This window comes from Neobacillus ginsengisoli, from assembly GCF_030813055.1.
On the sequence record NZ_JAUSTW010000001.1, the window covers coordinates 468,712 to 492,558 of the forward strand.

General features: G+C 40.5%; 20 protein-coding genes, 2 pseudogenes and 1 riboswitch. Of the genes and pseudogenes, 15 read left to right on the plus strand and 7 right to left on the minus strand.

The features are described 5' to 3' along the window. Positions 1–78 precede the first annotated feature (78 nt). A complete protein-coding gene (spoIVB, locus tag J2S10_RS02475; RefSeq protein WP_370876152.1) occupies positions 79–1,362 on the plus strand; it encodes a SpoIVB peptidase in 1,284 nt (427 codons plus the stop codon). Positions 1,363–1,652: 290 nt separating this feature from the next. Next, on the plus strand, positions 1,653–2,444 hold the full coding sequence (spo0A, locus tag J2S10_RS02480) for a sporulation transcription factor Spo0A (protein ID WP_307404134.1): 792 nt from the start codon (positions 1,653–1,655) through the stop codon (positions 2,442–2,444). A 150-nt stretch (positions 2,445–2,594) separates the two neighbouring features. Here spo0A and J2S10_RS02485 read toward each other — a convergent pair whose 3' ends face one another. Continuing rightward, positions 2,595–2,732 carry a YycC family protein gene (locus J2S10_RS02485; RefSeq protein ID WP_307404135.1) on the minus strand — a complete coding sequence of 46 codons (138 nt, stop codon included), beginning with the start codon at positions 2,730–2,732 and terminating at the stop codon, positions 2,595–2,597. Between the two features lie 38 nt (positions 2,733–2,770). Here J2S10_RS02485 and J2S10_RS02490 point away from each other — a divergent pair, with 38 nt between their 5' ends. Next, the gene (locus J2S10_RS02490) at positions 2,771–3,499 is read left to right on the plus strand and encodes a glycerophosphodiester phosphodiesterase (protein ID WP_307404136.1); all 729 of its coding nucleotides are present in this window, start codon (positions 2,771–2,773) and stop codon (positions 3,497–3,499) included. Between the two features lie 31 nt (positions 3,500–3,530). Here the strand turns inward: J2S10_RS02490 and J2S10_RS02495 are convergent, their stop codons facing one another. Next, positions 3,531–3,803, minus strand: a complete 273-nt coding sequence (locus J2S10_RS02495; protein ID WP_307404137.1) for a DUF2627 domain-containing protein — start codon at positions 3,801–3,803, stop codon at positions 3,531–3,533. 198 nt (positions 3,804–4,001) lie between these two features. On the opposite strand from J2S10_RS02495, the gene J2S10_RS02500 reads away from it, so the two are divergent. The 9 genes and pseudogenes from J2S10_RS02500 to J2S10_RS02535 all read left to right on the plus strand — a co-directional run. Then, positions 4,002–6,077, plus strand: coding sequence for a sigma 54-interacting transcriptional regulator (locus tag J2S10_RS02500; RefSeq protein ID WP_307404138.1), 2,076 nt, complete (start codon positions 4,002–4,004; stop codon positions 6,075–6,077). 132 nt (positions 6,078–6,209) lie between these two features. After that, the gene (gene yqiS, locus J2S10_RS02505) at positions 6,210–7,115 is read left to right on the plus strand and encodes a phosphate butyryltransferase (protein ID WP_307404139.1); all 906 of its coding nucleotides are present in this window, start codon (positions 6,210–6,212) and stop codon (positions 7,113–7,115) included. A 28-nt stretch (positions 7,116–7,143) separates the two neighbouring features. Further along, complete coding sequence (gene bcd, locus J2S10_RS02510) at positions 7,144–8,247, plus strand: branched-chain amino acid dehydrogenase (protein WP_307404140.1); 1,104 nt, start codon at positions 7,144–7,146, stop codon at positions 8,245–8,247. A gap of 78 nt (positions 8,248–8,325) precedes the next feature. Next, positions 8,326–9,429, plus strand: a complete 1,104-nt coding sequence (buk, locus tag J2S10_RS02515) for a butyrate kinase (protein WP_307404141.1) — start codon at positions 8,326–8,328, stop codon at positions 9,427–9,429. Positions 9,430–9,450: 21 nt separating this feature from the next. Then, positions 9,451–10,872 (plus strand): dihydrolipoyl dehydrogenase, encoded by a 1,422-nt coding sequence (gene lpdA, locus J2S10_RS02520; protein WP_307404142.1) that lies wholly within the window; start codon positions 9,451–9,453, stop codon positions 10,870–10,872. A gap of 35 nt (positions 10,873–10,907) precedes the next feature. Next, a complete protein-coding gene (locus J2S10_RS02525; RefSeq protein WP_307404143.1) occupies positions 10,908–11,912 on the plus strand; it encodes a thiamine pyrophosphate-dependent dehydrogenase E1 component subunit alpha in 1,005 nt (334 codons plus the stop codon). 12 nt (positions 11,913–11,924) lie between these two features. Further along, positions 11,925–12,908: an alpha-ketoacid dehydrogenase subunit beta gene (locus tag J2S10_RS02530; RefSeq protein ID WP_307404144.1), complete on the plus strand. Its 984-nt coding sequence runs from the start codon at positions 11,925–11,927 to the stop codon at positions 12,906–12,908. Between the two features lie 189 nt (positions 12,909–13,097). Beyond that, positions 13,098–13,247, plus strand: a pseudogene (locus J2S10_RS27375) (biotin/lipoyl-containing protein); the annotation flags it as partial. A gap of 162 nt (positions 13,248–13,409) precedes the next feature. After that, positions 13,410–14,381: pseudogene (locus J2S10_RS02535) on the plus strand (dihydrolipoamide acetyltransferase family protein); the annotation flags it as partial. A 45-nt stretch (positions 14,382–14,426) separates the two neighbouring features. On the opposite strand, the gene J2S10_RS02540 reads toward J2S10_RS02535, so the two are convergent. The 5 genes from J2S10_RS02540 to tenI are packed head-to-tail and all read right to left on the minus strand — an operon-like array spanning position 14,427 to position 18,169. Next, a complete protein-coding gene (locus J2S10_RS02540; RefSeq protein WP_307404146.1) occupies positions 14,427–15,446 on the minus strand; it encodes a thiazole biosynthesis adenylyltransferase ThiF in 1,020 nt (339 codons plus the stop codon). Continuing rightward, positions 15,443–16,210 carry a thiazole synthase gene (locus J2S10_RS02545; protein ID WP_307404147.1) on the minus strand — a complete coding sequence of 256 codons (768 nt, stop codon included), beginning with the start codon at positions 16,208–16,210 and terminating at the stop codon, positions 15,443–15,445. Before J2S10_RS02545 ends, J2S10_RS02540 begins: the two co-directional genes overlap by 4 nt. Position 16,211: 1 nt before the next feature. Continuing rightward, positions 16,212–16,415 (minus strand): sulfur carrier protein ThiS, encoded by a 204-nt coding sequence (gene thiS, locus J2S10_RS02550; RefSeq protein WP_307404148.1) that lies wholly within the window; start codon positions 16,413–16,415, stop codon positions 16,212–16,214. 13 nt (positions 16,416–16,428) lie between these two features. Further along, on the minus strand, positions 16,429–17,565 hold the full coding sequence (gene thiO, locus J2S10_RS02555) for a glycine oxidase ThiO (protein ID WP_307405126.1): 1,137 nt from the start codon (positions 17,563–17,565) through the stop codon (positions 16,429–16,431). Then, positions 17,558–18,169 carry a thiazole tautomerase TenI gene (gene tenI, locus J2S10_RS02560; RefSeq protein WP_307404149.1) on the minus strand — a complete coding sequence of 204 codons (612 nt, stop codon included), beginning with the start codon at positions 18,167–18,169 and terminating at the stop codon, positions 17,558–17,560. The genes thiO and tenI overlap by 8 nt, the downstream gene beginning before the upstream one ends. Before the next feature lie 86 nt (positions 18,170–18,255). Continuing rightward, positions 18,256–18,364: riboswitch (TPP riboswitch) on the minus strand. Between the two features lie 184 nt (positions 18,365–18,548). Between tenI and J2S10_RS02565 the strand changes: the two genes are divergently transcribed. The 3 genes from J2S10_RS02565 to meaB are packed head-to-tail and all read left to right on the plus strand — an operon-like array spanning position 18,549 to position 23,760. Then, positions 18,549–20,444 (plus strand): methylmalonyl-CoA mutase subunit beta, encoded by a 1,896-nt coding sequence (locus tag J2S10_RS02565; RefSeq protein ID WP_307404150.1) that lies wholly within the window; start codon positions 18,549–18,551, stop codon positions 20,442–20,444. Further along, a complete protein-coding gene (gene scpA / locus J2S10_RS02570) occupies positions 20,437–22,635 on the plus strand; it encodes a methylmalonyl-CoA mutase (protein WP_307404151.1) in 2,199 nt (732 codons plus the stop codon). Before J2S10_RS02565 ends, scpA begins: the two co-directional genes overlap by 8 nt. Further along, the gene (meaB, locus tag J2S10_RS02575) at positions 22,636–23,760 is read left to right on the plus strand and encodes a methylmalonyl Co-A mutase-associated GTPase MeaB (protein WP_307404152.1); all 1,125 of its coding nucleotides are present in this window, start codon (positions 22,636–22,638) and stop codon (positions 23,758–23,760) included. Positions 23,761–23,847: the final 87 nt, after the last annotated feature.

Genomic DNA, 23,847 nt, shown 5'->3' on the forward strand with positions numbered 1-23,847 from the left:
GACTGTGAAGGAGGCAAAATTATAGATGTAGCCATTTCAATGAGTAAACTAGAAGCGAGGAGAGTGAAAAGTTTGAAGATGGAAATTATTAGAAAGATCATTGGTGGAATTCTCCTTGTTTCATTAATCAGTCTTATTTTTTATCAGCCTATACAACAATATCTTGATATACCAAAGACGATTACCGTCTTTGAAGGTGAAGATTTTACATTTCAAAAGGCTGCCCCGGTATCAGCCACTTTAGTTTCTCACAATTCGAGTATTGCACTTGGACAAAACAATCATTCAGTATCTGTAAAAGCAAAGGAAAAGGGCAATAATGAAATGCTTTTAGAATTTGCAGGAATCCCCGTTAAAAAAGTCGATGTTAATGTCTTAAAGGATTTTCGTGTTATTCCCGGCGGACAATCAATTGGTGTTAAATTAAATACTGTCGGTGTCTTGGTCGTTGGTCACCATTTAGTAAATACCGATCATGGGAAAAAGTCACCCGGTGAAATTGCCGGTGTTAAAATTGGAGATATTATAACTGAAATAAATGGTACTAAGATCGAAAAAATGACAGATGTAGCACCATTTGTACAAAATGCAGGACAAAGCGGTAAACCATTGGATATGGTCATTAGCAGAGAAAGTGGAAAATTTACTACAAAACTTACTCCGTTAAAAGATACGGGAGAAAACTCGTATAAACTTGGATTATATATTAGGGACTCAGCTGCAGGAATTGGAACAATGACCTTTGTCCACCCTGGGTCAAAAAAATATGGTGCCTTAGGGCATGTAATTTCCGATATGGATACAAAGAAGCCGATAGTTGTTGAAGATGGTCAAATTGTTCGCTCTACCGTTACTTCAATCGAAAAAGGCAGTAACGGCGACCCGGGAGAAAAGCTGGCCCGATTCTCCTCAGATCGTGAAATTGTCGGTAATATCCAAAAAAACAGTCCGTTTGGAATCTTTGGTGAGATGAATAAAGATTTAAAAAACGGGATTATGGATAAGCCAATACCAATAGCGTTATCCCATCAGGTAAAAGAAGGACCTGCTAAGATTTTGACAGTGGTAAATGATGACCGAGTAGAAGCATTTGATATTGAAATTGTCAGTTCGATCCCACAAAAATTTCCAGCCACCAAGGGCATTGTTATTAAAGTCACTGATCCAAAGCTCCTTGAAAAAACAGGAGGTATTGTTCAAGGAATGAGCGGCAGTCCAATTATTCAGGACGGGAAGCTCGTAGGGGCAGTGACACATGTCTTTGTTAATGATCCGACCTCCGGTTATGGTGTGCACATTGAATGGATGCTGGATGAAGCGGGAATTAATATATATGATAAACCGAAGGAGAAAGCTAGCTGAATTTAAAAAGAGGATGACGTTGAGTCATCCTCTTATAATGCGCAAAGATTATTCGACAAATTTCAGTTATTTTTTGGAATTTATGCGATTTTCGTCGAAAATAAGAGAAAAATAAAGAAAATATAAGATTTTATCACTAATTTAAGAAATGTTAAAAAAATGAGAGGAATTTTTGTTGCATTGTCGAATTTCTAATTTAGAATAGATATAAGAGAAGAAAAATCACAGAATAAAATCACATAGCTAATATAGACTAGAGACTACAATTGGATTTGAGGAGGAAAATGGAGTTGAAAAAAATAAAAGTTTGTGTCGTTGATGACAATAGGGAACTTGTAGGATTATTAGAGGACTATATTTCGTCCCAAGATGATATGGAAGTAGCAGGTATTGCCCATAATGGTCAAGAGTGTCTGGATATGTTAGCATCGGTTGATCCTGATGTTCTTGTTTTAGATATTATTATGCCGCATCTCGATGGTTTAGCAGTTCTTGAACGGCTAAGAGACCTAAAAAAAGGAACATTACCTAATGTGATCATGCTTACTGCTTTTGGGCAGGAAGATGTTACTAAAAAGGCAGTCGAGCTGGGTGCCTCCTATTTTATTTTAAAACCATTTGATATGGAGAACCTTGGTAACCACATACGTCAGGTAAGCGGCAAAAGCAGTCCTGTCACACGAAAACTTCCGACAACAACCTATCGTCCCCAAACAGAGCAAAAGCCAAAAAATCTTGATGCCAGCATTACGAGCATTATTCATGAAATCGGTGTCCCTGCACATATAAAGGGATATTTATATTTAAGAGAAGCTATTTCAATGGTTTATAACGATATTGAACTTTTAGGTTCTATTACTAAAGTGCTTTATCCTGACATTGCAAAGAAATATAATACAACTGCCAGCCGTGTGGAACGGGCCATCCGTCACGCGATTGAAGTGGCATGGAGTCGTGGAAATATTGATTCCATTTCTTCCTTATTTGGCTACACCGTAAGTATGTCCAAAGCCAAACCGACAAACTCAGAGTTTATCGCAATGGTTGCTGATAAGCTTCGTCTGGAGCATAAGGCTTCTTGAAAAGAATAGAAAATAAAAGTAAAAAAAGCCCTCATTTAAGAAAAGAAGGCTTTTTTCCTTTTACCTATTTTTATATCACTGCTCCCTATAATAGAATTTAGGGTAATTTTTGATGACAGTGCATAAGATAGGACGGAAAGCAGTTCAATATTAATTTTTCTCTTTTTCAAGTTCCATTAATTTTTGAATGAGAATATGTTGCGGCATGTGCATAAGCTGTTCTATCGGCACATTTAATTTTTCAGAAAGCATTTTAGCGGTTTCGGCTGATAATTGTAATGGTTTCATTGCGTTTCCTCCATTTTTTACCTTGGGAAGTGAGAACATTGACACAAATTTTTGCTCACCGCGGATATTCCGCTTCTTTTGCTGAAAATACAATGGGAGCCTTTGTAGAAGCTGAAAAGGCTGGAGCGGATGGAATAGAACTTGATGTCCAATTAACAAAAGATGGTGAAATTGTTGTCATACATGATGAAACAGTCGATCGGACAACAAGTGGAACAGGTTTTGTAAAAGATTTTTTATTAAAAGATCTTTTAAAGCTAAACGCCAATAAAAAAGGGGTAAAGAAGGAACCGATTCCGACGTTATCAGAAGTTCTGGAATGGTTAAAAACGAATAAGTTAATTTGTAATATTGAGTTGAAAAATGGCCTTTTTTCATACGAAGGAATGGAACAAAAAGTCATTCAACTCGTTCGGACCTATGGCTTAACAAATAGAATTATTCTCTCCTCTTTTAATCATTACAGCATTGTTTATAGCTATCGATTAGCACCTGAAATTGAAACGGCACCGCTTTTCATTGAGGGAATCTACATGCCATGGATTTATGCCCAATCAATAAAGGCAAAAGGCATTCATCCAAACCACTCAGCTGTTAGTGACGAAATCATTGTAAGGACAATGGCAAACGGTATAGCTGTTAGACCATATACAGTCAATAAAGACACAGATATGCATCGGCTCTTTAAAATAAACTGCACATCGTTTATTACAGATGACCCGGTTAAAGCATTGAGGATAAGAAAACTATACCAAAAGAGACCGTAACTGCAGGCCTCTTATTTTTTTGCCAAAAAGCTTAATTGGGCCTTTGTCTACTGCCGGCTGGCGTTCTTTCTTTATCCTGAAAACGAGCTTGAACCTTATTTCTTTTCCTGTCACGATGAAAAATAAAGCCTGCAACAAAACCCAGCCCGCAAATAAAAAAGATTAGTCCGGTCAAAAATTGTAACCAAAGAAAAGGGAATGGTGCTTGAAGAATACCGAACGTCATATCGCGCATTAATTTAATGCCTAGAGCGGCTAAAAAACCCGGTATTAATAATATGATTAGGGCAATAATACGCTTCATAATTATATCCTTCCGACTTGTATTGTGAAGAAAAAAATTACCTCTCACGATGAAAATAATAGTACATAGATAAAATTTGTCAAGGTCGACAAATAAATATACAATAGTAATGAAAAAAATTGCATATCTTTCCAAACAGTAATATGAAAAAACTTTCTTGATGGTTATTTTTTGTTTTTTTGAAAGGGGCGGAAAAAAATGCAAAATGTCATGATTGTTGGGGCAGGAAAGGGCGGTTCAGCAATCTTAAAGATTTTAAACGAAACTGAAGTGTTAAATGTCCATGCTGTGATAGATCGAAATTTGGATGCTCCGGGAATTTTATTAGCAAAAAAAGAACGAATTAATACCGGGAGGGATTGGAAGCCTTTTCTATCCGAAAATATTGACATTATCATTGAAGTAACCGGGGATGACAGTGTTTTTCAACAGCTAAGAGATGCTAAAAATAAAAAGACTATTTTAATTCCCGGAAGCGTAGCCTTCCTTGTTTCAAAATTAATGGAAGAAAAAGAAGAATTGATTAAAAAACATCAAAATGAATCCTATCAACAGGAACTGATTTTTAACGCTACCAATGATGGAATGGTGGTCATTGACGACCATGGTTTCGTCATTTTATTCAATCGCCGGGCACAAGAAATGATGGGGGTAAAAAAAGAAGACGCCATCGGTAAATTTGTCGCCGAAGTCATTCCAACCTCCAGACTGCCGCTAATCTTAAAAACCAGAAAAATTGAGGCAAACCAAGAGATGGTTTTGAGTAATGGAAGAAAAATCATAACCACTCGGATTCCTATTATCGAAGAAAATGGAACGGTAATTGGGGCTTTTGCTGTTTTTAAGGATATAACTGAAGTTGTTAATTTGGCTGAAGAGATTACTGACTTAAAGGAAATTCAAACAATGCTTCAAGCAATCATTCAATCAAGCGATGATGCCATTTCAGTTGTTGATGAAAATGGCCGGGGTATTCTTATTAACCCGGCTTATACTCGGATAACAGGGCTTTCCCAAGAACGTGTAATCGGCCAACCCGCAACGACAGATATTTCTGAAGGTGAAAGTATGCATATGAGGGTTTTGCAAACAAGGAGAGCCGTTCGTGGAGTAGCGATGAGGGTAGGACCCAATAAAAGAGAAGTGATTGTAAATGTCGCCCCAATTATAGTTAAGGGAAAGTTAAAGGGCAGTGTCGGTGTTATCCATGATATGTCAGAGATTAAATCTTTAAATAGGGAATTGAACCGTGCAAGACAAATTATCCGAACACTCGAAGCAAAATATACCTTTGAGGATATTTTAGGGAAGTCGGATGAAATGATGATAGCTATCGAACAGGCCAAGCTTGGAGCAAAAACTCCAGCAACCGTCCTCCTTCGCGGGGAATCCGGGACAGGTAAAGAACTGTTTGCCCATGCCATACATAATGCCAGCGACCGAAAATATAACAAATTTATCCGCGTTAATTGTGCTGCAATCTCTGAAACACTTTTAGAAAGTGAATTATTTGGTTATGAAGAAGGAGCTTTTTCCGGTGCGAGAAGAGGTGGAAAAAGAGGGTTATTTGAGGAAGCAAACAATGGAAGTATTTTCCTCGATGAAATCGGAGAGCTTTCTGCCAATACTCAGGCAAAGCTGCTTAGAGTTTTGCAAGAAAATGAAATTATCCGTGTCGGCGGAACAAAACCTGTTGCTATTAATGTCAGGATCATTGCTGCAACACATGTCAATCTAGAAAAGGGTATTGCTAAAGGCTCCTTTAGGGAAGACTTATATTATCGTATAAATCGTATGCCGATTCATATTCCTCCACTTAGGAAACGAAAAGAGGAAATCCCATTATTATGTGAAAGGCTTATTCAAAAAATAAATCGGGATTATGGCCGGAATGTTGAAGGTGTGAATCAAGCCGCATTGCAACAATTGATGGCGTACGATTGGCCGGGAAACATAAGGGAATTAGAGAATATTCTAGGACGCGCGATTATTTTCATGAATTATTATGAAACCTTTATGGACGTACAGCACCTACCTGAGTTAAAGAATAAACAAATAGTTAGTGAATCAGTATCTTCCCAATACAGTAATACTGTCAATCTCGATCAACCGTTATCTGCATTGATGGAAGAATATGAAGCGAAAATTATTCAGCAAACACTAAATCAATCAAATGGTAACAAAACCTTAACTGCTAAGAAGCTGGGTTTGTCTGTGAGGAATCTTTATTACAAACTTGAGAAATACAAACTTGAAAATACCGGCATGCAATAATTTTCACGGTATGAAAATTATTGCAGCTGAATATAGAGATAAATTAAGCGTTTTCAATGAATTGGTTTTGGCACGCTTCTTGCATATTACTATGTTGGAGTTGCAGCTTAGAGAGAAAGGGTTGAGGACAACTTGTTATTGGAATCGCTGATTGAAAGAGCAACCCAATTAACCATCAATACGGTTGCCGTCGCTGCGGCGGAGGATGCAGAAGTAATCGAAGCCGTTATGGATGCATTGGACCGTAATCTTGCAAATTTTATTTTATTCGGTGACAAAGAAAAAATTAATGCACTAATTGAAGCTAAAGAAAATGGAAAAAATAGCAGTAAATTACTAAAGGTTGTTCAAGCGGATTCAAATGCTGAAGCTGCTGAATTAGCAGTAAAGGCAGTTTATAAAAAAGAAGCCACTGTTCTAATGAAGGGGAATATTCCTACTAGTCTCATTTTAAAAGCCGTATTGAATAAGGAATATGGGCTTAGGACAGGTAATGTTTTATCGCACGCTGCTTTTTTTGAAATCCCGGGAAGGAATCGTTTTACGATTGTAACAGATGCGGGAATGAATATTCATCCTGACCTGGAACAAAAAGCACAAATCATAAAGAATACTGTTTCACTTGCCAATGCAATCGGAATTGAAAATCCGAAAGTGGCTCCTATAGCAGCTGTTGAGGTGGTAAATCCGGCGATGCAGGCTACCATTGATGCTGCCGCATTAACCATGATGAACAGAAGAGGACAAATCACCGGCTGCACAGTTGATGGGCCTCTGGGATTAGATAATGCCGTTTCTTCTTTAGCAGCGGAGCATAAAGGGATCCACAGTGAAGTAGCTGGAAAAGCCGATATTTTATTAGTACCTACCATAGAGGTCGGAAACGTATTATATAAATCTTTAGTATACTTTGCTAAGGCTAAGGTCGGGGCAGTAATTGCCGGAGCGAAAGCGCCCATAGTGCTTACTTCCAGAGCTGATTCGGCAGAAAGTAAACTTTATTCCCTTGCCCTGGCGTTATGCTGCGTTACAAAATAGATATTCAAATTCGAGGAGGAATATAAAAATGGAAATTTTCAAGTACTTAGAACAATACGATTATGAGCAAGTGGTATTTTGTCAAGATAAACAATCAGGATTAAAAGCAATTATTGCTATTCATGATACAACTTTAGGCCCTGCTTTGGGCGGAACCCGTATGTGGACATATGAATCAGAAGAGGCAGCAATTGAAGATGCCTTAAGATTGGCAAAAGGAATGACGTATAAAAATGCTGCTGCAGGCTTGAACCTCGGCGGCGGTAAAACCGTTATTATCGGTGACCCGCGAAAAGATAAGAATGAAGAAATGTTCCGTGCGTTTGGCCGTTACATTCAAGGACTTAACGGCAGATATATCACAGCTGAAGATGTAGGCACTACCGTTGCTGATATGGATTTAATCCATGAAGAAACAGATTATGTTACCGGGATCTCACCTGCATTCGGCTCATCAGGAAATCCTTCACCTGTAACAGCATACGGTGTTTATCTTGGTATGAAAGCGGCAGCGAAGGAAGCATTTGGCACAGATTCTCTTGAAGGAAAAGTGGTTGCCGTACAGGGTGTCGGAAATGTCGCCTATACACTTTGCCAACACTTGCACGAAGAGGGTGCACAATTAATCGTAACGGATATTAACAAAGAAGCTGTTCAGCGTGCTGTTGAAGCATTTGGTGCCCGTGCCGTCGATCCAAATGAAATTTATGGCGTGGAATGTGATATTTATGCTCCATGTGCTCTTGGAGCAACGATTAATGATGATACAATTCCGCAACTTAAGGCTAAAGTAATTGCCGGTTCTGCTAACAATCAATTAAAAGATACACGTCACGGTGATATCATCCATGAGATGGGTATTGTTTATGCGCCTGATTATGTTATTAATGCCGGGGGTGTTATCAATGTCGCTGACGAGCTATATGGATATAACCATGAACGTGCTTTGAAAAAGGTTGAACAGCTTTATACAAGTATTGAAAAAATAATAGAAATATCAAAGCGTGATGGCATTCCAACTTACGTGGCTGCTGACCGTATGGTGGAAGAGCGTATAGAAAGAATGCGCAATTCCCGCAGCCAATTCCTTCAAAATGGTCATCACATTTTAAGTCGTAGAACTCATAAATAAGCAATTATATTTAATATTAGTACACGGCAGAGCGCTGAATGGGAAATTCAGCGTCTTTGCCTTTTGGAGGTCAATGCGTTGCAGGATAAAGAATATCGGATACTCATCATCAACCCGGGCTCAACATCAACCAAGATTGGGATCTTCGATAATGAATTCTCCGTTTTTGAAAAAACAATTCGTCATGAGGCAAAGGTAATTAACTCTTTCTCTAATATAATTGACCAATATGAATTTAGAAAAAACACTATTTTGGAAACACTGGATAAAGAAGGAATCAACATATCCAAACTAAGTGCCGTATGTGGACGCGGTGGATTGTTACGTCCGATTGAAGGCGGAACATATGCTGTTAACAAAACAATGCTAGTTGACTTGCGATCAGGTTTTTCGGGACAGCATGCTTCAAATCTTGGAGGAATCATTGCGTATGAAATTGCCTCCGGACTTAATATTCCTTCCTTTATTGTGGATCCTGTTGTCGTTGATGAACTTGAACCGATTGCGAGGATATCAGGTTTCTCACTAATTGAACGAAAAAGTATTTTTCATGCATTAAATCAAAAAGCGGTTGCCAGAAGGGTAGCTAAAGAATTAGGAAGAAAATACCAAGAATTGAATTTGATTGTTACCCATATGGGTGGCGGAATAACCGTTGGAGTCCATAAACAAGGTAAGGTTATCGATGTTAACAACGGCCTTCACGGAGATGGTCCATTTAGTCCGGAACGGGCAGGGACAGTTCCCGCTGGGGATTTAATAGCCCTTTGTTTTTCCGGAGAACATTATCGGGAAGAAATAATGAAGAGGCTTGTTGGCCATGGAGGGCTTGTCGGATATCTCGGCACAAATGATGCAGTTGAAGTAGAAAAAAGGATTGAAGCCGGTGATGAAGAAGCAAAGATGGTATATGATGCAATGGCCTATCAAGTGGCAAAAGAAATTGGGGCAGCAAGTGCTGTGCTTTCGGGAAAAGTCGATGCCATTATATTAACAGGTGGTCTTGCATATGGAAAAGGTTTTGTGAAATCCATCACCGACAGAATTAACTGGATTGCTGATACAATCGTCCATCCCGGCGAAAATGAACTTCAAGCCTTAGCTGAAGGGGCTCTTAGGGTCTTACGCGGTGAAGAAGATGTAAAAATCTATCCTGAAAATTTAAAAACAGCAAAAATTTGAGGAACTTGGGAGGAAATATTTGTGGCACATGAATACGATTTAGTAATTCTTGGCGGCGGCACCGGCGGTTATGTTGCTGCCATTCGCGCTTCGCAACTCGGCCTCAAAACGGCAATCGTTGAAAAGGGCAAACTTGGCGGGACTTGTTTACATAAAGGCTGTATACCAAGTAAAGCGCTACTCAGAAGTGCAGAAGTTTATGCCACCGCTAAACGAAGTGAAGACTTTGGGGTTATGACAAGTGATGTTTCCGTTAATTTTGGGAAAGTTCAAGAAAGAAAAAATAATATAATTGAAACATTGCACAAGGGCGTCCAACATTTAATGAAGCAGGGAAAAATAGATGTATATGAAGGAATTGGAAGAATCTTAGGCCCATCTATTTTTTCACCTATGCCAGGGACTATCTCAGTTGAAATGAATAACGGTCAGGAAAACGAAATGCTCATCCCCAAAAACGTGATTATTGCAACCGGTTCAAGACCAAGAACTCTCCCGGGGCTTGAAATCGATGGAGATTTCGTCATGACTTCGGACGAAGCATTATCTCTTGAGGTGCTGCCAAATTCAATTATAATTGTTGGTGGCGGCGTAATCGGAATTGAATGGGCATCGATGCTTTCTGATTTTGGGGTTGAGGTTACGGTTGTTGAATATGCAGATCGTATTATTCCAACAGAAGATAAAGAAATCTCAAAAGAAATGCAACGTTTAATGAAGAAAAAAGGTGTTAAACTGGTAACAAGTGCAAAAGTACTCCCTGAAACATTAGTCAAAGGTGACGGAGTAGCTATTTCGGCAGAAGTAAAAGGCGAATTAAAAGAATATCAGGCTGAAAAAATTCTAGTTTCTGTTGGGCGTCAGGCAAATACAGAAGGAATTGGCATTGAAAACACAGATATTCAGATTGAGAAAGGTTTCATTGTTACAAATGAATTTTTCCAAACAAAGGAATCTCATATCTATGCGATTGGAGATGTAATCGGCGGTTTACAATTGGCGCATGTGGCATCACATGAAGGAATAGTTTCTGTGGAGCATATTGTTGGGAATGATCCTTCCCCTTTAGATTACAATCTTATTTCCAGATGTATATATAGCAGCCCAGAGGTTTCAAGTGTTGGTATTACAGAGGATCAGGCGAAAGAAAAGGGTTATAATGTTAAGGTTGGTAAGTTTTCGTTTCGGGTAATCGGTAAAGCACTTGTTTTTGGAGAATCTGACGGTTTTGTTAAAATAGTTGCTGATAAAGATACCAATGATATTCTAGGGGTTCATATGATTGGCCCGCACGTAACGGATATGATATCTGAAGCAGGGCTTGCGATGGTTTTAAATGCAACACCATGGGAAGTTGCTCACACCATTCATCCACATCCTACTCTATCAGAGGCAATTGGGGAAGCTGCACTGGCAGTAGATGGGAAGGCAATTCACTCTTAAGTTATTTTCGATCGATAAACGGGAGGTAAGAATTAATGGTAGAAAAGGTAGAAAATCGCCATCATGCACTAGGTTTAAGCGATGAAAAAGTGTTGGAAATGTATGAAACTATGCTTTTGGCCCGTCGCATTGATGAGCGGATGTGGTTATTAAACCGTGCTGGGAAAATACCATTTGTTATTTCATGCCAAGGGCAGGAAGCAGCACAGGTGGGAGCTGCTTTTGCGCTCGACAAAGAAAAAGATTACGTGTTTCCATATTACAGAGATATGGGAGTGGTATTAACATTTGGAATGACTGCCAGGGAATTAATGCTCTCCGGCTTTGCAAAGGCGGAAGATCCGAATTCAGGCGGTCGGCAAATGCCGGGTCATTTTGGGCAAAAGAAGAATCGAATTGTCACAGGCTCATCGCCGGTAACAACTCAAGTTCCTCACGCTGTTGGGGTCGCATTAGCTGGAAAAATGGAAAGAAAAGACCTTGTTACGTTTGTAACCTTTGGTGAAGGTTCCTCTAACCAGGGAGATTTCCACGAAGGGGCAAACTTTGCCGGTGTTCATAAACTACCAGTTATTTTTATGTGTGAAAATAATAAATATGCGATTTCTGTTCCGATTGAGAAGCAATTGGCTTGTGAGAAGGTTTCAGACCGTGCTATTGGTTACGGCATGCCTGGAATCACGGTTGATGGAAACGATCCATTGGAAGTTTACAAGGCAGTGAAGGAAGCTGCTGACAATGGGCGTCAGGGCAAAGGTCCAACGCTGGTTGAAACAGTTTCTTACCGGCTGACTCCGCATTCATCTGATGATGACGATCGTTCGTATCGTGCACCTGATGAGGTTGCTAAAGCCAAAACACTTGATCCGATTATTACGTTTGGTGCCTACTTAAAGGAAACAGCTATCTTGAATGATAACTTGGAAAAAGAAATTAATGACCGCGTGATGAAATTAGTGAATGATGCAACCGATTATGCTGAAAATGCTCCGTATGCTGCACCGGAAGAAGCGTTGAAATATGTTTATGGGGATTTGTAAGGGGGATGAAACATGGCGGTAATTTCTTATATTGATTCAATAACAATGGCGATCCGTGAAGAAATGGAAAGGGATCCGAAGGTTTTTGTACTAGGTGAAGACGTAGGCGTAAAAGGCGGAGTGTTTAAAGCTACACAAGGCTTGTATGAACAGTTTGGAGAAGAGCGGGTTATCGATACTCCATTAGCTGAATCAGCGATAGCAGGTGTTGGAATTGGCGCGGCTATGTACGGGATGCGGCCGATTGCTGAAATGCAATTTGCTGATTTTATCATGCCTGCAGTTAATCAAATTATCTCTGAAGCAGCAAAAATTCGCTATCGCTCGAATAATGACTGGAATTGTCCAATTGTTATTCGTGCACCATATGGCGGCGGCGTGCATGGAGCACTCTATCATTCCCAATCAGTTGAAGCGGTATTTGCCAATCAACCCGGATTGAAAATTGTAATGCCATCCACTCCATATGATGCGAAAGGCTTATTAAAAGCAGCCATTCGTGATAATGACCCGGTTCTTTTCTTTGAGCATAAACGGGCTTACCGTTTGATTAAAGGAGAAGTGCCGGCTGACGATTATACTCTGCCAATAGGAAAAGCGGATGTAAAGCGTGAGGGTGAAGACATAACCGTCATTACTTATGGACTATGTGTTCATTTTGCCCTGCAAGCGGCAGAAAAATTAGCTAAGGATGGAATTTCAGCACACATACTTGATTTGCGGACCGTTTATCCACTTGATAAAGAAGCGATTATTGAAGCAGCTTCTAAAACAGGTAAGGTTTTACTGGTAACAGAAGATACAAAAGAAGGCAGTATCATGAGTGAAGTTTCGGCGATCATTGCTGAAAATTGCTTATTTGAATTAGATGCACCGATTATGCGTCTTGCAGGACCGGATGTACCGGCAATGCCGTATGCTCCAACCATGGAAAAATTCTTTATGGTGAATCCTGATAAAGTTGAAAAAGCAATGCGTGAGCTAGCTGAGTATTAAATCGAAAAGCGGAGGCGACTGATTAGAAACGAGGAAACCAGAGACTCCCCGGGAAGAAGCGTGTTTTTTGCTTCTTTCCGGGGGAGTTGAAGTTTCTCGAGTTTCCAGAAGCCAAGCTAGACAGTAATCAAATTATGTTTTTGAATCGTATTAAGGAGGTTTAACCCATTGGTAGTTGAACAAATTAAAATGCCTCAGTTAGGGGAGAGCGTAACTGAAGGCACGATTAGTAAATGGTTGGTTTCTGTGGGTGATAAGGTAAATAAATACGATCCCCTTGCAGAAGTAATGACGGATAAAGTAAATGCAGAAGTCCCTTCTTCGTTTACAGGTGTGATTAAAGAGCTTATCGCAGAAGAAGGAGACACATTAGGTGTTGGGGAAATCATTTGCAGTATCGGAATAGAAGGCAGCAATGCAGAAGCTTCCCCTGCTGCAATTGATAATAAACAAGAGGAAGCAAAAAATACTGCAGAAGCTGTTCCTGAAGCAGACAAGGGGAACAAAGCACGTTATTCTCCAGCCGTGTTAAAAATTTCACAGGAAAATGGAATTGATTTAACACAAGTCCAAGGCTCCGGAGCAGGGGGACGAATTACAAGAAAAGATTTATTGAAGCTAATCGAATCCGGAAATATCCCAGTAGCGGGGCAAACAGTAGAGGTACCTAATCAACCGGCTGTAACGCAGGAACCATTGAAGGAAGTTGCCAGTCAAGCAGTTTCTGCTCCAAAACAACCGGCTCCAGCAGTGAATATTCCAGTTGCTGCCGGTGACATTGAGATTCCTGTTACAGGTATTCGTAAAGCCATTGCAGCCAATATGCTGAGAAGTAAGCATGAAGCACCGCACGCTTGGACGATGATCGAAGTCGACGCCACTAATTTGGTTGAATACCGAAACTCCCTAAAGGATGAGTTTAAGAAAAAAGAAGGCTTCAATTTAACGTTCTTTGCTTTCTTTGTCAAAGCCGTAGCACAGGCACTTAAAGAATTCCCGCAAATCAATTCGATGTGGGCAGGAGAAAAAATCATCCAAAAGAAAGATATCAATATTTCAATCGCTGTGGCTACAGATGATGCCTTATTCGTACCGGTTATTAAAAATGCCGACGAAAAAACAATTAAAGGAATTGCCCGCGAAATAGCGGAGCTCGCGGTTAAAGTGAGAACTGGAAAGCTAAAATCTGATGATATGCAAGGCGGAACCTTTACCGTCAACAACACAGGCTCTTTTGGCTCTGTTCAATCAATGGGCATTATTAATTACCCGCAAGCGGCGATTCTGCAGGTGGAATCAATCGTTAAACGTCCAGTTGTCATGAATAATGGCATGATTGCGGTTCGCGATATGGTGAACTTATGTATGTCACTTGATCACCGTGTATTAGACGGACTGGTTTGCGGGCGTTTCCTACAACGGGTCAAAGAAATCCTGGAAAATACCTCGAAATCAACAACATCAATTTATTAATACAGAATAAAACCCGCTGCTCAATGGGCAGCGGGTTCTCAATATTTATCCTAAATATCTATGATAAAGAGATTTTGCCTCAGCAATATCCTTAGTTCCATGTACTAAAACTCTTCCATCTTTAAAGAAAACTAAACGGTGCGGGTTCACACTATAGGATAAAAGATACGGATTCCGCTGGACAGTACCGTCTTGACTCCTTAAAACTTCCTCCAATGCTTCCAGGTCACGCTCTATATCAATGGATGGGCGTATTTGGACAGAATCCCTTCCGCAAAGAACGGCGGTCTTCGTTTGATTTTCAAACGATAAATAAGGATAGGAGGGAGCCTTTCCACATGATGGACAAAGCTCGTCTTTCATTTTATCTACTCGAATCGCACTGTATTGGTTTTTCCATAAATCAAATGAAACTAACTTGTTTCGTAAAGAATCCAAATCTTCTACTAAAATCTTTAAAGCCTCACTTATTTGATAGGAAACAACCATACTGACAGCTGGACTTATGATTCCTGCTGTATCACAGGTTAATCCCCCTAATGGTACAGTTTTTAATAAACAAGATAGGCAGGGTGTTTTTTCAGGAATGACCGTGTAGGTGATTCCGTAGCTTCCGACACAAGCACCATAAATCCAAGGCACTCGATATTTTTGTGATACATCATTTATCATCATTCTAGTATCGAAATTATCAGTGGCATCGATGATCAGATCGACCTGCCCTGCCCATTCTTCAAGCTCTAAAACGGAGGCATCCGCAATAAATGCCTCTATTGTCACTGATGAATTAATGGCAGTTAATCGATTTTTGGCTGCAATAACTTTTGGTATATGATTTTCAGCATCATCTTCTGAATATAATTGCTGCCGCTGAAGATTTGACCATTCGACATAATCACGGTCAACGATAGTAAGCTTGCCAATTCCTGCGCGGACAAGGGCTTCAGCATTCCCCGTTCCAAGTGCCCCGGCCCCGATAATTAATACATGTTTTTTGGAAATTTGTTCTTGTCCAGCTGTTCCGATTGGTGAAAACAATTCCTGGCGAGAGTATCGATTATTCACCCAATACTCATTCCTTCCTTAGGACTGCTTGCCGTTGCATATCTTTTTTTCTCGATACGGCCGGCTTCGAAACCTAACCTGCCAGCTTCAATGGCCAGCTTCATTGCTTTCGCCATTTTAACCGGGTCATTTGCCGCTGATACGGCTGTATTTAATAACACACCATCTGCTCCTAATTCCATTGCCATGGCTGCATCCGCAGGCGAGCCAACACCGGCATCAACAATGACAGGAACCACTGCTTGTTCAATAATAAAACTTAGGTTTACCGGATTAATTATGCCTTGACCTGATCCAATTGGAGAAGCTCCAGGCATGACCGCATGGCAGCCCGCTTCTTGAAGTTTTCTGGCTAAAACGACATCATCGGAGGTATATGGCAGTACGATAAATCCTTCCTTAACTAATTCTTCAGTTGCTTTTAGCGTTTCGATTGGATCCGGAAGCAAGGTTTTATCACAGCCGATCACTTCAACCTTAATCATATCGCATAACCCGGAAGCCTTGGCGAGCTTGGCAATCCTCACCGCTTCTGCAGCTGTTTTCGCTCCAGCTGTATTTGGCAGGAGGGTATATTTAGTTGTGTCCAATTGTTCTAAAAAGTTAGGCTGACTTGCTTCAAAAATATTCATCCGTCTGACCGCAAAGGTTAGGATTTCTGATTCGGATACTTCAACCGCTTTTTTCTGGATTTCAAAGCTCGGGTACTTACCGGTACCAAGCAGTAACCGAGATTGGAAGGATAATGAACCTATTTTTAACATATTAACCGCCTCCTACAAAATGAACAATTTCAATTCGATCTTTATCTGACAATCTAGTACTTTGGTGTTCTGTACTAGTTAATATTTCACCGTTTACTTCCACGACAACTACTTTATCTTGGATCTGGTAATGCTTTAGTAGGTCTGAGACAAAAACAATATGTTCCGGTAAATTTATAAATTCACCATTTAGTTGTACTCCCATAACAGTCCTCCTATCAAACTAGCTCTTTATGTCTGTCCAAACGAAAAGCAGAAAGAAGGGTTTCATCCATTACTCTTCCATCCAGCAATTCAGCAACCAATTTCCCTGTAATCGGGCTTAATAAAATGCCATTCCGAAAATGCCCTGCTGCCACAAACATTCCCTTCAGTAACGGATGCTCGCCAATATAGGGATTGCCATCCCCTGTTTGCGGTCTAATGCCCGCCCAAACCCGTTCCCATGCAGCATCCTTAAGCTGAGGAACTAGTTGAATCGCTCTTTCAACTAATGTAGAAATTCCTCCGGCTGTTACCTTCTTATCAAACGTATTTTCAACCATAGTAGCACCGATATAAATTTCCCCATTTCGTTTAGGAACTAGATAGCAGCGTTTATCAGAAAAAATCGTAGTGTTTATGAGGGGCTTTTCAGTCATCACGGAAAAGCATTCCCCTTTAACCGGGTACATACTAAGGTCTAACCCGGTTTTATGCAATAACTTGGCTGTCCAAGCTCCGGCTGTAATAACTACCTGATCACAATGAATTGGCCCGGCAGTCGTTTCGATTCCTTTTATTTGACCGTTTTCAATGATAAAGGAAAGAACCTCTGTATTTTCTCGGATTACCGCTCCAAAATAACCGGCCGCTTTGGCGAATGCTTGTGATAATTTTTCTGCTTGAACATGTCCGTCATTAGGAAGGTACATACCGCCGGGAATATCAGGAGATAAAGACGGTTCCATTTCTCGTAATTCGCTTGAATCAAGCCATTTGATACTGGGGTCCCATCTTTGTTGAAAGCTGACTTGTTTTTTTAATTCCAATGCTAAGTCTTCAGTCTCCGCAATTTTCAGCATTCCTTTATTAACAAACTCGATATCGATACCGGTATATTCAAGCATTTCGCTCGAAATCGCTGAAAACATTGTCTGACTTTTTAGCGCCAGCTGGAAAAATGGACCGTCTTTTTCGATTTCCGCTTGGGCTGCTAACATTCCGGCAGCAGCACTGGAGGCTTGAAAAGCTAACCGTTCCTTTTCAAGAATAATTACTTTTCTCCCCATTTTTGCAAGCTGATAGGCAATAGAGGAGCCATTGATTCCTCCCCCGATAATGGCAACATCAAATGAATTTTCCACTTCACACATCTCCATTTTTTAATACATTTTGGTAGGCTCTCACTGCCATGAAGGGGTCACGGGCTTCTAAAACGCCTGACATAACAGCAATACCTCTAGCACCGGCTTTCATTACCTGTCCGGTATTTTCAGCTGTAATCCCGCCGATGGCAATGACTGGAATATCAAGATTTGTAAGCTTTTTTAATTCTTCCAAACCTCTTGGGGCTAAATCAGGCTTGGATTTTGAAGGGAAGACATGACCGTATAGGATGAAATTCGCCCCGTCCATTTTTGCTTTTTGACCCTCTTCATAGGAGTGGATCGAACAACCAACTTTCAGTTCCGGAAACTTTTCCTTTACAACTGAAGCCTCCAAACTATGAAATCCTAATTGAACTCCTGCAACACCTGTAACGAAAGCAACATCCACCCGGTCATTTATCATAATTTTAGATAATGGGACATTGACTTTTGTTAATAGATTAACAGCTTGATATAATTCCTTGGCTGTTTTTTGTTTTTCACGTATGTGGATCGCAGTGATGTAAGAATGAATATCTGTTAAAATTTCGCATAATTGCTCGAGAGGCATTTTTCCATTTGAAATAATATGTAGTTCTATTAAGGTCACCTCCCTAGATAAAACTAAAAAACCACTTTCCATTTAAATAGAAAGTGGTTAATCATTTGAATATATAAGGCTGCTTGTGTCCAACTAACAACCTATCACCACTTCCCTACGCTGGTATAATCCAGATCAGGTCCATAGAGTCCCGAAGTAATACTTCAATCTCAGCCCTTTAAAAAGGCACCCCTAGCGGAAAATTTTCAACTATTTTATTGTATTCAATACCATAATAGCACCTCAGTTTGAAATGTCAAATCATTTTGCTTTTTCTATCCAATTGATGGTTTTCGTTGCCTGAATAGTATTTGTATCCTAAAATAAGATTATATGAAAGCTTAGAATTTTTTTGCAATTTGAACTTCTAGTGATGGGGGGCGGGACAATGAATTTAGGCGAATTGAAAAATCAATCATTTCCAAGAAATTATTTTGGTCAATGGGAAAAAAAAGCTGAGGAATCCCTTAAAGGCAAATCGGTTAAATCGCTAACAACCACTACTTATGAAAACATAAAATTGAAACCGCTTTATTGTGGGGAGGATGAAAAACCGGCAGCTGCTTTTCCAGGTGGTTCCGATTTTAGAAGGGGGATTTATCCGCTCGGTTATATTACGAATAGATGGCAGATTGCGCAACGGATATCCTATCAAACAATCGAAGAGTTAACGGAAAAACTTCAACACGCATTTACTAGAGGACAAACTGCTATATCTTTTGAGATTTCTAGCGGGCTTTTGGAAAATAGTGAATTTCTCGAGAAGCTAGTAAAAGATTACTCTAGTAAACATCCTTTCGCGATTAATGCCAGGAGTGAATTGCAGAAAGAAATGGTAAATTTATTAGCAAAAATAACCGAAAATCAAAGCGATGTTCTAGTTGTGACAGGATACATAGGGTCTGACCCGCTATCATCATTTGTCATTGACGGAATACTCCCAAAAAACGATGTGCTGTATTTTGCTGACTGGGTAAAATCCATCAAGTTTGCAAACGATAACTTCCCTAGTCTACAAACTGTTTTGATCAATACCTCTCCATACCATAATGGCGGAGCGAATGCTGTTCAGGAGCTTGGAATTGCGGCTGCAACCGGAGTATTTTATCTCCAGCAGTTACTTGCAGGCAATTTCACTCTCGAACAAGCATTAGCGAAAATGATTTTTCAATTTTCAATCGGTGCCAACTTTTTTATGGAGATTGCTAAACTGCGGGCAGCACGCATTCTTTGGGATAAAATCACAGAGGTTTATGGTGCAGATATGGAGTGGCGCGGCATGCAAATTGCGGCTGAAACTTCTGCGTTTACTAAAACTACTTATGATAAGCATGTAAATATCCTGCGGGCAGGAAATGAAGCTTTTGCTGCCATAATCGGTGGAATCCAATATTTGCATGTATCAGCATTTGATGAAATTATTGCTTCCAGCTATTTTTCTGAAAGAATTGCCGGGAACACCCAGCTTATTTTACAAGATGAAGTCCTATTAGAAAAAGTAATTGACCCTGCGGGCGGTTCGTGGTATGTCGAGGAGCTGACGCGGGAATTGGCCGAAAAAGCTTGGGAATTCTTCCAAGAAATTGAGGCAAATGGCGGGATCCTTAATGTGGTAAAAACTAGTTGGTTACAAAGAGAGGTTGCTGTTGTTAATGAAAAAAGACAACTTGATATTTTTACAAGAGAAAAGAGTATCATCGGTACCAACGTTTATGCCAATTTAGAAGAAGAGGGATTTACAGGAAAAAAAAGGTCTGACAGACTTTTTTCGTCTAACAGGCAAAAGGGTCAACACCCAATTCAACCCATCCCGCAATTGAGATTAGCGGAACCATATGAAACTCTTCGGAACAAAGCCGTAGGATTAAAAGAAAAAATCGGAACACAACCTATGGTAGGAATGATATGCCTTGGCATTCTTAAGCACCATAAAGCAAAGGTTGACTTTATCAAGGGATTTTTAGCAGTAGGCGGCATATACGGCGCTGCAAGTGATCCTGTTATTTCTTCGGAATCCGGTATCGAGTTTGTTAAAAACAGTCATTTACAGCATTTTTGCCTATGTGGAAGTAATGACCAATATGAAGAGATAGGTCATGAAGTCCTGTTGGCATTGAAAGCTGAATTCCCGGAAAGCGTTTTTTATTTAGCCGGCTTACCGGAAAAAGAACGGCAAAACCAATGGTTTGCTGAAGGTATCAGGCAGTTTATCCATGTAAAAAGCAATTGCTATGAGATACTTTCTACCATTCTTACTGATTTGGAGGTGACCGTGGATGAATAAACAAAAGCCTAACTTTCAAAACGTATCATTATTTGAAGAACAACAATTCAGTACAAAAGAGCAATGGAAAGAAAAAATTGTAAAAGAAATAGACGCTTCCATTGATGATTTATTATTTGAAACCAATGAACAAATTAATATTAAACCGATTTATACAAATGAAGACCGTAACGGCTTAGAGCATTTATATGATTTGCCGGGACTTCCCCCGTATACTCGCGGCCCGTATCCAACGATGTATGTCAACCGCCCTTGGACTGTAAGACAGTATGCCGGATTTTCTACAGCAGAAGAAAGTAATGCATTTTACAGGCGAAATTTAGCTATGGGTCAAAAGGGTCTATCGGTCGCTTTTGATTTAGCCACCCATAGAGGCTATGACTCCGACCATCCGCGTGTTGTCGGGGATGTTGGTAAAGCAGGAGTTGCGATTGATTCCATAATCGATATGAAGACTCTGTTTGATGGAATTCCTTTGGATCAAATGTCTGTTTCGATGACAATGAATGGGGCAGTTCTGCCAATCCTCGCGTTTTTCATTGTAACAGCGGAAGAGCAGGGCGTAAGCCAGGAAAAGCTTTCCGGAACGATCCAAAATGATATTTTAAAAGAATATATGGTTCGGAACACCTATATTTATCCGCCGGAGATGTCGATGAAAATTATTGCGGATATTTTTGAGTATACATCCAAATACATGCCAAAGTTTAATAGCATTAGTATTTCCGGTTATCATATGCAGGAAGCCGGGGCGCCTGCCGACCTGGAATTAGCTTATACGCTTGCAGATGGATTGGAATATGTTCGGACCGGTCTTAAGGCCGGCATTGAAATTGATTCATTTGCTCCGCGGCTTTCCTTTTTCTGGGCTATCGGCATGAATTATTTTATGGAAGTTGCAAAAATGCGGGCGGCACGATTGATTTGGGCAAAAATGATGAAATCCCTTCATCCTAAAAACGAGAAATCAATGGCGCTTAGGACTCATTCGCAAACGTCCGGCTGGAGTTTGACAGAGCAAGATCCCTTTAATAATGTGATTCGGACACTGATTGAAGCACATGCTGCAGCGATGGGTCATACCCAATCTCTGCATACCAATGCATTGGATGAAGCGATTGCCCTGCCAACGGATTTCTCAGCAAGAATTGCTCGGAATACACAGTTGTTTCTACAGGAAGAATCCGGAATTACCAATGTCATTGATCCATGGGCCGGGTCGTATTATGTTGAAAAGCTTACAGATGAATTGGTCATTCGAGCTTGGAAGCATATCGAAGAAATTGAGAGTCTCGGCGGGATGGCAAAAGCGATTGAAACAGGGCTTCCGAAAATGAAAATCGAAGAGGCAGCTGCCCGCAGGCAAGCACAGATCGATTCAGGGAAGGAAACGATTATCGGTGTCAATCGCTATCGACTCGAAAAAGAAGAAGCCATTGATATTTTAGATATTGATAATACGGCTGTTCGCTTGAAGCAAATTGAAAAATTAAATACTTTAAAAGCAAGCCGTGATGAACAAAAGGTGGAAGAAGCACTGAGAGCCTTAACTAGAGCAGCCGAAACAGGAGAAAGAAATCTGTTGGAGGCGGCTGTTCAGGCTGCAAGAGTGAGAGCGACGCTTGGGGAAATTTCCGACGCGATTGAAAAAGTAGCAAGCAGACATAAAGCGGTAATCCGCTCGATAAGTGGAGTTTATAGCGCTGCCTTTAGCAATGAAGAAGAGATAAACGAAGTGATCAAAATGACGGATGAATTCCTCGAAAATGAGGGAAGACGGCCGAGGATTCTGATTGCAAAAATGGGGCAGGATGGTCACGACCGAGGTGCGAAAGTCATTTCCACAGCATTCGCCGACTTGGGGTTTGATGTGGATATTGGTCCATTGTTTCAGACACCGGAAGAAACCGCAAGACAAGCTGTTGAAAATGATGTTCATGTAATTGGAATGAGTTCACTTGCTGCCGGACATAAAACTTTGCTGCCACAGCTTATTTCAGCATTAAAAAATCTGGGTCGGGACGATATTCTGGTTGTTGTTGGCGGGGTTATCCCGGCCCAGGATTATCAATTTTTATACGAAGAAGGAGCTTCAGCCATTTTCGGTCCCGGGACGATTATCCCGGTTGCTGCACAGAAAGTAATAAAGGAAATTTATAAACAACTCGGTTATGAGGAAGTGGCACAATAAATGGATGCGGATAAAAAACCGGAATGGAGCGACCCAAATGAACCGGATAAATGTTCAAGTGTCATAAGAAGAGGAAAAGAGCAAGAGGGACAGGCTGCTTCACTCCGGAAAAACATCCGTTTTCAAAAACGCAGGTCCTCTGAGCCTGCTGTTGAAGAATTATATACAGGGGTGTTAGCAGGAGACAGAGGCCTTCTTGCCCGTGCCATTACCCTGGTAGAAAGTAATGCTGAGCAGCATTTTCAAAAAGCACAGAACCTTCTTCAAAGGCTTTTACAACACAGCGGTAAGTCATTGCGAATTGGAATCACAGGTGTTCCCGGAGCAGGGAAAAGCACCTTTATTGAAACGTTTGGCACTTACCTGTGTGATCAGGGTTATCGGGTGGCAGTGCTGGCGATCGATCCAAGCTCCAGTATTAGTGGAGGCAGTATTTTAGGGGATAAAACGAGAATGGAACTTTTGGCTAGGAATCCTCGCGCTTTTATCCGTCCTTCTCCATCAGCTGGAAAGCTGGGTGGTGTCCACCGAAAAACAAGAGAAGCAATGCTGATTTGTGAGGCAGCGGGATTTGATGTGATATTAGTAGAAACAGTGGGTGTAGGACAAAGTGAAGTCATTATCAGAGATATGGTTGACTTTTTTCTGTTGCTTGTTTTAACCGGTGCCGGTGATGAATTGCAAGGAATGAAAAAAGGGATTATGGAACTGGCCGACGCCCTAATTGTTCATAAAGCAGATGGTGCCAATAAACAAAAGGCAGAACAAACAAGAAAAGAGTATAACCGGATTCTGCATTTCTTACAGCCGGCTACAAAGGGTTGGTCAACAAAGGCATACACTTGCTCATCGCTTAACGGTGATGGGATAGAAGGCATTTGGGAGGTACTTAAGTCTTTTGAAAGAAATGGAAAAGAAACGGGAGTTTTTGAAGATCGAAGAAAAGGGCAAAAAAGAGAGTGGATTTACTCCATGATTACCGATCAACTCCAATATAGTTTCTTTCACCATCCGGAAGTTAGACTAATGCTTCCTCAATTGGAAAATGAAGTGATGTCCGGGGAAAAAACAGTTGCATCTGCTGTCGAAAAACTTTTCCATGCTTTTTTATCCGGAAAAGAATAAAGCTGCCAATCCGGCAGCGTCTTTTTTATAAAAGTAGTAATAATAGAGAAAAAGAACATTTAATGAATTCTATCATCCTCATTTGAA

Excerpts from the sequence above, each read along its gene's own strand:
- J2S10_RS02565 (WP_307404150.1), top strand. The coding sequence starts at position 18,549 with ATGAATTTAGGCGAATTGAAAAATCAATCATTTCCAAGAAATTATTTT.
- meaB (WP_307404152.1), top strand. The coding sequence starts at position 22,636 with ATGGATGCGGATAAAAAACCGGAATGGAGCGACCCAAATGAACCGGAT.
- thiO (WP_307405126.1), bottom strand. The coding sequence starts at position 17,565 with ATGTGTGAAGTGGAAAATTCATTTGATGTTGCCATTATCGGGGGAGGA.
- bcd (WP_307404140.1), top strand. The coding sequence starts at position 7,144 with ATGGAAATTTTCAAGTACTTAGAACAATACGATTATGAGCAAGTGGTA.
- J2S10_RS02500 (WP_307404138.1), top strand. The coding sequence starts at position 4,002 with ATGCAAAATGTCATGATTGTTGGGGCAGGAAAGGGCGGTTCAGCAATC.
- spoIVB (WP_370876152.1), top strand. The coding sequence starts at position 79 with ATGGAAATTATTAGAAAGATCATTGGTGGAATTCTCCTTGTTTCATTA.
- J2S10_RS02545 (WP_307404147.1), bottom strand. The coding sequence starts at position 16,210 with ATGTTAAAAATAGGTTCATTATCCTTCCAATCTCGGTTACTGCTTGGT.
- thiS (WP_307404148.1), bottom strand. The coding sequence starts at position 16,415 with ATGGGAGTACAACTAAATGGTGAATTTATAAATTTACCGGAACATATT.
- J2S10_RS02525 (WP_307404143.1), top strand. The coding sequence starts at position 10,908 with ATGGTAGAAAAGGTAGAAAATCGCCATCATGCACTAGGTTTAAGCGAT.
- scpA (WP_307404151.1), top strand. The coding sequence starts at position 20,437 with ATGAATAAACAAAAGCCTAACTTTCAAAACGTATCATTATTTGAAGAA.
- J2S10_RS02485 (WP_307404135.1), bottom strand. The coding sequence starts at position 2,732 with ATGAAACCATTACAATTATCAGCCGAAACCGCTAAAATGCTTTCTGAA.
- J2S10_RS02495 (WP_307404137.1), bottom strand. The coding sequence starts at position 3,803 with ATGAAGCGTATTATTGCCCTAATCATATTATTAATACCGGGTTTTTTA.
- J2S10_RS02530 (WP_307404144.1), top strand. The coding sequence starts at position 11,925 with ATGGCGGTAATTTCTTATATTGATTCAATAACAATGGCGATCCGTGAA.